Annotated in this window: 6 protein-coding genes and 1 tRNA gene; 1 reads left to right on the forward strand and 6 read right to left on the reverse strand. The window is 43.9% G+C overall.

The features are described 5' to 3' along the window. Window positions 1-100: 100 nt before the first annotated feature. The gene (locus tag HZA10_04745) at window positions 101-1,681 is read left to right on the forward strand and encodes a 4Fe-4S binding protein (protein ID MBI5195609.1); all 1,581 of its coding nucleotides are present in this window, start codon (window positions 101-103) and stop codon (window positions 1,679-1,681) included. A gap of 12 nt (window positions 1,682-1,693) precedes the next feature. Here HZA10_04745 and HZA10_04750 read toward each other — a convergent pair. The 6 genes from HZA10_04750 to HZA10_04775 all read right to left on the reverse strand — a co-directional run. Further along, window positions 1,694-1,779, reverse strand: a tRNA-Leu gene (locus HZA10_04750). A gap of 85 nt (window positions 1,780-1,864) precedes the next feature. Then, window positions 1,865-3,358, reverse strand: a complete 1,494-nt coding sequence (locus HZA10_04755; protein ID MBI5195610.1) for a mannose-1-phosphate guanylyltransferase/mannose-6-phosphate isomerase — start codon at window positions 3,356-3,358, stop codon at window positions 1,865-1,867. An 8-nt stretch (window positions 3,359-3,366) separates the two neighbouring features. Beyond that, on the reverse strand, window positions 3,367-4,710 hold the full coding sequence (locus HZA10_04760; protein ID MBI5195611.1) for an alkaline phosphatase family protein: 1,344 nt from the start codon (window positions 4,708-4,710) through the stop codon (window positions 3,367-3,369). Further along, window positions 4,710-5,534, reverse strand: a complete 825-nt coding sequence (locus HZA10_04765) for a phosphoadenosine phosphosulfate reductase family protein (GenBank protein ID MBI5195612.1) — start codon at window positions 5,532-5,534, stop codon at window positions 4,710-4,712. Before HZA10_04765 ends, HZA10_04760 begins: the two co-directional genes overlap by 1 nt. Window positions 5,535-5,553: 19 nt before the next feature. Then, a complete protein-coding gene (locus tag HZA10_04770) occupies window positions 5,554-6,768 on the reverse strand; it encodes a hypothetical protein (GenBank protein ID MBI5195613.1) in 1,215 nt (404 codons plus the stop codon). A gap of 1 nt (window position 6,769) precedes the next feature. Then, window positions 6,770-6,938: hypothetical protein (locus tag HZA10_04775; GenBank protein MBI5195614.1), on the reverse strand; the 169-nt coding region annotated here is incomplete at its 5' end.

Below are 6,938 nucleotides of genomic sequence, written 5' to 3' on the forward strand. Positions count from 1 at the left end.
AAAGGCAGTGACCTCGGTTATGTAAAAATTGCGGATAAATACGGACTCGGCACAATGGATCTTTCAAAATTAAATATCAAAAAAATAAAAATTTAATTTAATGCAGAATCTTAGACGCATAACTCAGGGGATATTTCTTCTTGTTTTTCTTTTTCTTTTCATCCAGACTGAATCAAAAGGCGCCAATGAGCTTGGCTATCCCGTAAAAATCTTTCTTGATTTCAACCCGCTTATACTCATCACAACACTCTTCTCCGCGCATGCCGTTCAGAAGGCGTTTTATTTTTCTGTAATCATAATACTTATCACACTATTATTTGGCAGGGTGTTCTGCGGGTGGGTGTGCCCGCTCGGGACTTTAAATAACATCACAGGCTCTTTCAGAAAAAAACACATCCATACTGTAAATAAAAACTGGCACAGGATAAAATATTATATCCTGATATTTCTTATCGCATCTTCTGTCTTTACACTTCAGCTTACAGGCATTATGGACCCCATCTCACTCCTCATCAGATCATTTTCTCTAAGCATTTATCCTTTATTTAACTACGTGGTAAATGCCGTGTTTGACTCAATATATAATCTGAACCTGAAAGGAATTACCGGCGCATCAGAATCCATTTATTCCGCTTTGAAAAACAGCATCCTTTCTTTCAGACAGCCATTTTTCAATCAAAGCGCTTTTATATGCCTGATATTTTTTACCATACTCGGGCTTAATCTGATTGAAAAAAGGTTCTGGTGCAGATATCTCTGCCCGCTCGGCGCCCTGCTTGGACTGCTTTCAAAATATTCCATACTCAGCAGGTCGGTAAGCGAGGGATGCACATCCTGCGGCATATGCGATACAGTCTGTCAGGGCGGCGCAAATCCTGATTTAAAAGAAAACTGGCGGGATACAGAATGTCTTTACTGTTTTAATTGCGATGACATATGCCCCCAGAATGCGGTGAGTTTCGGGTTTCACCCCTCTGTATTACCTTTTACTAAGGGGGGAGTTAACGGGGGGCCGCAAAAGCCCGCCCTGGACCTCGGAAGAAGACAGGTTATTATTTCTATGCTCTCAGGCGTTACCGCTGTCCCGTTAATCCGCATCTCTTCTTTTTCAAAGCCCGAGTTTCACAACCCAAGACTCATCAGGCCTCCCGGCTCGCTTGAGGAAAAAGATTTTTTAAAAAGATGCGTAAAATGCGGAGAGTGCATGAAGGTGTGCATTACCAATGGTCTTCAGCCGACACTCTTTGACTCCGGCATTGAAGGGATATGGTCGCCCCTGCTCATTCCCAAGATGGGTTACTGCGAGTACAGATGCACGCTCTGCGGACAGGTCTGCCCCACAGGCGCAATAAAAAGATTATCGTTAGAGGAAAAAAAGAAGGTGAAGATAGGGCTTGCTGTGATTGATAAAAACAAGTGCCTGCCTTATACGCATGCAACTCCATGCATAGTATGCGAAGAGGTCTGTCCCACATCAAAAAAAGCCGTTTGGTTTGAAAACAATAAGGTCAAAAACCGCGAAGGCAAAGAGTTTGCACTTAAACAGCCGAGGGTTGATGCAGAACTCTGCATCGGCTGCGGTATTTGCGAGGCTAAATGCCCCGTTGGAGACAGTCCTGCGATTTACGTGACATCCATTGGCGAGTCACGGTCAAAGGAAAACCAGTTACTGCTGGCATGAGATTAAAGAAAATGCCGGAGACCGGACTTGAACCGGTACGGATGTCACCACCCGAGGGATTTTAAGTCCCTTGCGTCTGCCAATTCCGCCACTCCGGCGCTGTTTTTAAAGTTTAAGCATAAATTTAAGTATTCCACCTTCTCAACGGGACTTAGAAAGTAATGATTTAGAATTATAGCAGAACTATTTCGTAATTTTCCTGCTGTAAATGTCCTCAAACCTGACTATATCATCCTCTTCAAGATACTCGCCGTTTTGGACTTCTATAATCTCAAGCGGTATCCTGCCTATATTTTCAAGCCTGTGCTTCGTAGACATCGGGATATAAGTGCTCTCATTAAGATGCACGTCATAAATCCTGTCGCCGTTTGTCACCCTTGCCGTCCCTGCAACTACAACCCAGTGCTCGCTGCGATGCCGGTGCATCTGGTGGCTTAATTTTGCGCCGGGCTTTACCTCTATTTTCTTAATCTTAAACCTGTCTCCGGTTTCAAGCACGGTATATGAGCCCCACGGCCTGAATACCGTCCTGTGCGTGACACATTCCTTAGCTCCCCGCTCTTTAAGCACATCCACAATTTTCCGCACTTCCTGCGCCCTGTTCTTGGGACAGATAAGCGTGGCATCAGCAGTGTCAACCACAATCATGTCATCAAGCCCTATCGCGGCCACGACCCTTTTGCCGCAATAGAGGATGGAGTTTTTGCTGTCTATTGAAATTATATTTCCGTGCCTGACATTATTATCTGAATCCACCGGCAGAATATATCCAAGCGCATGCCAGCTCCCTACGTCTGACCAGCCCATCTCAGCAGGTATCATTGCTACATTTTCAGCCTTTTCAATAATACCGTAATCAATAGACTCCGGCTTAAGAGAGGAGAATACCAAACTCACAGTCTCTTTTTCCTTTGCACTTCCGATTGCCTTCTCAATCTTCATCAGTCCCGCATATAAATCAGGCATGTGCTTTTTAATAGCAGAGAGAATCGCATCAGCCTTCCAGATAAACATGCCGCTGTTCCAGTAGTACTTGCCGTCTTTAAGATATTTCTTTGCCATCTCTTTGTCGGGTTTTTCCTTAAACTCCGAGGCAATGTAAACGCCGTCCTTGATTTTCTTTCCGCATTTTATGTAGCCGTAACCAGTTTCAGGCTTGTCTGGTTTTAATCCTATGGTAACTAAATAGCCTTTGGACGCCGCCTCTGAGGCAGACAGCAATGCACTGCAAAATCTACCGCTGTCTTTTACCACATGGTCTGACGGCAGGACCGCCATTATCCCATCAGGATTTAATGTTTTCAAATAAACGGCTGCAAGACCTATGGCAGGCGCAGTGTTTTTAGCCTCAGGTTCAATAATAAAGCGGTTATCCCAAGGCTTACCGGTTGAGGCAAGAAGCTGAAGGTTTATTGACTCCATCTGCTTCTGGTTTGTAACAATAAACGTTTGCTCTAAAGGAATGACATTGCTTATCCTTGAAACAGTTGACTGTATTAAAGGCTCCCTGCCCCCAATGCTTAAAAGCTGCTTTGGAGTATCCTCCCTGCTTAGGGGCCAGAATCTTGTTCCGGAACCGCCCGCAATTATAACTGCATAGAGGTGGCCGGCATTGTTTTGACTCCGGGAGTGAGCTTTCAATGATTTTTTCTTCTTATGTTTTACATTGACAGACATAACTCTGCTTATACCAGACACCTGCCGTCAAAGTTCTCGCCTTTAATTCCCATCAGGGAAATTATTGTTGGACCTACATCTGCGATATTAATATCCCTTTCTCTTACTTCACGATTGATGAAAAATACCGCATCATCCCGCGTATGCCCGCCTGTAAGCTGGCTCCTGCCTGCTATTTCAGTCTTGTTGACAGCGCCTTTTAAATCGTATCCGTGCATAGGCAATACTACAAGGTCAGGCGCATCATTATAATAGTTCCCGCTGTAAAGTTCCTCTTTTATAAAGACTGTTTTTATAACTTTTTCTCCGTCTATCTCAAGCGGCAATAACTCCTCTTTCAGTTTCTGCCTCAGGTCTTCATATTCACCGGCATCAACACAGCCGCGCGAGTATTTTCCCTTCAGATGGATATAAAACCTTGAAGGGTCCAGCACAAAAACCCTGCTGTCTTCGCTTATCTCCTCAAATGAGCCGGGCGCCTCTTTTTTGAATTTGAGATAACCTTTTTCCCTGAGCCATGAATTAAGATAAATCTCTTTTTTTATCGCAGTTGAGCCGTGGTCAGAGACTATTATAAAAGGGATTTCCTGCCCTGCCCTTTTGTAAAATTCACCGATAAGCGCATCTATCTTTTTATAGAAATTTATGAAAAAATTATGCTCGGAATGCGACTTATCTTCAAGGGCGCACCAGAGATAATGATGCAGGCGGTCAGTTTCAGTGATTACCCCGATAAATAAATCCCACTCCTCATTGTCCAGAAAGTGCAAAATGGCATTCTTCCTGATTTCAAAGGCCTGGTCTATATCAGCGCTCAGAGCAGACAGGGATTCCTTTGCCTTTTGCGTATCAACGTCCATCCTGTAATCAATGCTCTTTAAATATTCATAAGCGCTTTCAGGGTAAGTCGCCTTCTTGAGGTCCAGCGCTACAAAGCCTGCCGTGAGGATTCCATTTAATTTTTTTGCAGGATATGTTGACGGAAGGTTAAGCACAATGCTTTTTTTGTCATGCCTGCCGGCCATGTCCCACAGTGTGTCGCTTTTTATGTCCGAGGAGTTGGGGAAGCGCCATTTGTAGCTGTCCTTTTGCACTTCCATAAAACCGTATATGCCGTGTTTCCCAGGATTAACGCCTGTCATGAATGTGCTCCATGACGTGGATGACACTTCAGGTATTGAGGCGGTCATATACGTAAGCGTTCCCTTTTTTACTATTGCCGAGAGATTAGGCATAATGCCTTCATTCATAAAGCGCACAAGAAGGCTGTAAGGAACGCCGTCAATGCCGAGGACAATAACTTTTTTACTGCTGTCTTTAGGGGATAATTTTTTTTTTAAGAACCCGAGCATTACATATACCCTAAGTCCCTGAGTTTCCCCATAATCTCTTCTTTGCCCTGTCCCCGTCCGGCGCGCTCGGTAGTATTTTCCAGATCTTGCTCCCACGCAGGGATATCCGACATCTTTACTGTGCTTCCCTTTGCGCCCAGCGAACGGTATCCCTGATAGTATAAAACACAGAACGGAATTTTATATTCGTGGATGGTATTCCAAATGTCGCGCTCCTTAAAATGCAGAATCGGCTGAACCCTTGTATGCGGCGGATTGCTCCTCGGGCTGAAATATCCCTCAGCCACCCTCGCAGTCTGCTCGTCCCATCTGATGGCAGTTGCCAAAGCCTGAATGCCGTGATTCTCCAAAAACATATTCATGGCAACGGTCTTCATCAGGTGATTGCCTACATAAGATTCTGGTTCAAACGGAAACTCAGCCTCTTCAAAACCGAGTTTAACAATCTCAGCCCTGTTGCGTTCGTTAAGGCTGCTAACTTTAACAATATCGCCGACATTTTTTGCCTTATCGCTTACATCCGTGTTCTTTGCAATTACAACATTAAGATTCCACTCTTTCTTAAGCTTATTGACAACATCCCAGATTTCCTCAAAGACGTAGCCCTCATCAATGAACATGCATTTAGGCATCGGAACTGAAAGCTCCTTGCATGCCTCACTGAACAGCCACGTCATTATTGTGCTGTCCTTGCCGCCGGTCCATGCAACAGCAATTTTTTCAGGACCGAATTTCTCTATGGCCTCCTTGATAACTTTTTTTGACTGGGCAATTTTCTCTTCAATGCCAAGGCCCATTATTCTTTCTTTTTCCTCTGGTGTCATTTATCCTCCTGTGACGGTTTTATTTTATCCTAACATATTTTTTAATCGTTTCAAACCGCTGTCTTGTTTCCGGATTATCAGATGATTTCTCAATAAATTCCATAAAAAATGCAATAAATATAGAAATCATGAAGCCTGAAATTCCCGCAATCATAACCATCTGAGTTCTCTTAGGCTTAAACCTTTTTTCAGGGGGAATTGCCTTGTCAATCACCTGTATTATTGCCGAATCTCTTGCCTCATCAAGCTTGGCCGCCTCATACTGCTTTGTTAAAAGTTCATAAAGGGTTTCGTTAAATTTAAAGTCCCTTATCTTTCTGGTATATTCAGTCCCTATCTCAGGCATCCTGCCTGTCGGCACAAATGTATCGTGTTTATTGCCGCTTCTTGTCTCAAGCTTGCCTAATTCCGCCTTAAGTCCTTTTAATGCCTCTTCTGTCTTTTGAAGGTCCGGATTGCTGGAGGTTGAATAGGTCCTCATTACTTTAAGCTCTACCTCCTTTGCGGCAATTTGAGCCCTTAACTGCGCCATGCCTTCTATTACCGCCCTTGCCTGTTCATCTATCTTTACGGCGCCTGTCCTTTCCTGAAATCCCCTTAAAGCCTCTTCTGATTTTATAAGCGCCTCTTTTGCATCCTTAAGCTGTTCTTCAAAAAACAGCCTTCTCTCGGCGGCCTCTGTAACCGCAAGACCTTTAGTAAGGTTCTTTAATTCCTCTACAAACGCATTTGCTAAGTCAGCGGCTTTTTGAGGGTTTTTGTCTTCAACGCCTATTGTAATTATGCCGCTTTTTTTATCGTCTCTGGCGCTTAACATATTTTCAACAAGAATACTTCTAACATTCTCACGGTTTTTAGTCTTGTAAAAATTTGTTAAATCAAATCTATCAATAATCCTGTCCAGGACAGCCCTTGACTTCAGCATTTCAATATATAGGTCATTTGACGCCTTTACGCCGAGGGCGCCTCCTGCAAAAGCTCCGGCGCCGCCAAGCTGGCTTAAAAGCTGTGACGCCATGCTTGAACTGCCCTGCTGGGGCGGGAGTATCTTGGTCTCTGCCTTGTATTTAGCCGGCAGGATAAGGCTTATAAACCCGGTAATTAGAACTGCGGCTAATGTAACTGATGCGATCAGTTTCTTGCGCTTGACAAGAACAATAATATAGTCAAGGAGATTAATCTCATCGGTTTCCTGTTCAGAACGAATCTCTGATTGTATTTGTCTTTCTTCCATTTTACTTCCTGGTCCAGAAACTCTCAACTAATCCGACCTTCCACCTGCCGTCCTCTTTAAACATCCTGAGTTCAGCCTCTCCCTGAACATGTAAAATTATTACGGCTTTATTATCTTTTATCTCACCCATTTTCCAGACAGCCTTTTTCAATGCAAGGTCCGGGTCAAAG

This window comes from Nitrospirota bacterium (assembly GCA_016212185.1).
GTDB lineage: Bacteria > Nitrospirota > Thermodesulfovibrionia > UBA6902 > DSMQ01 > JACRGX01.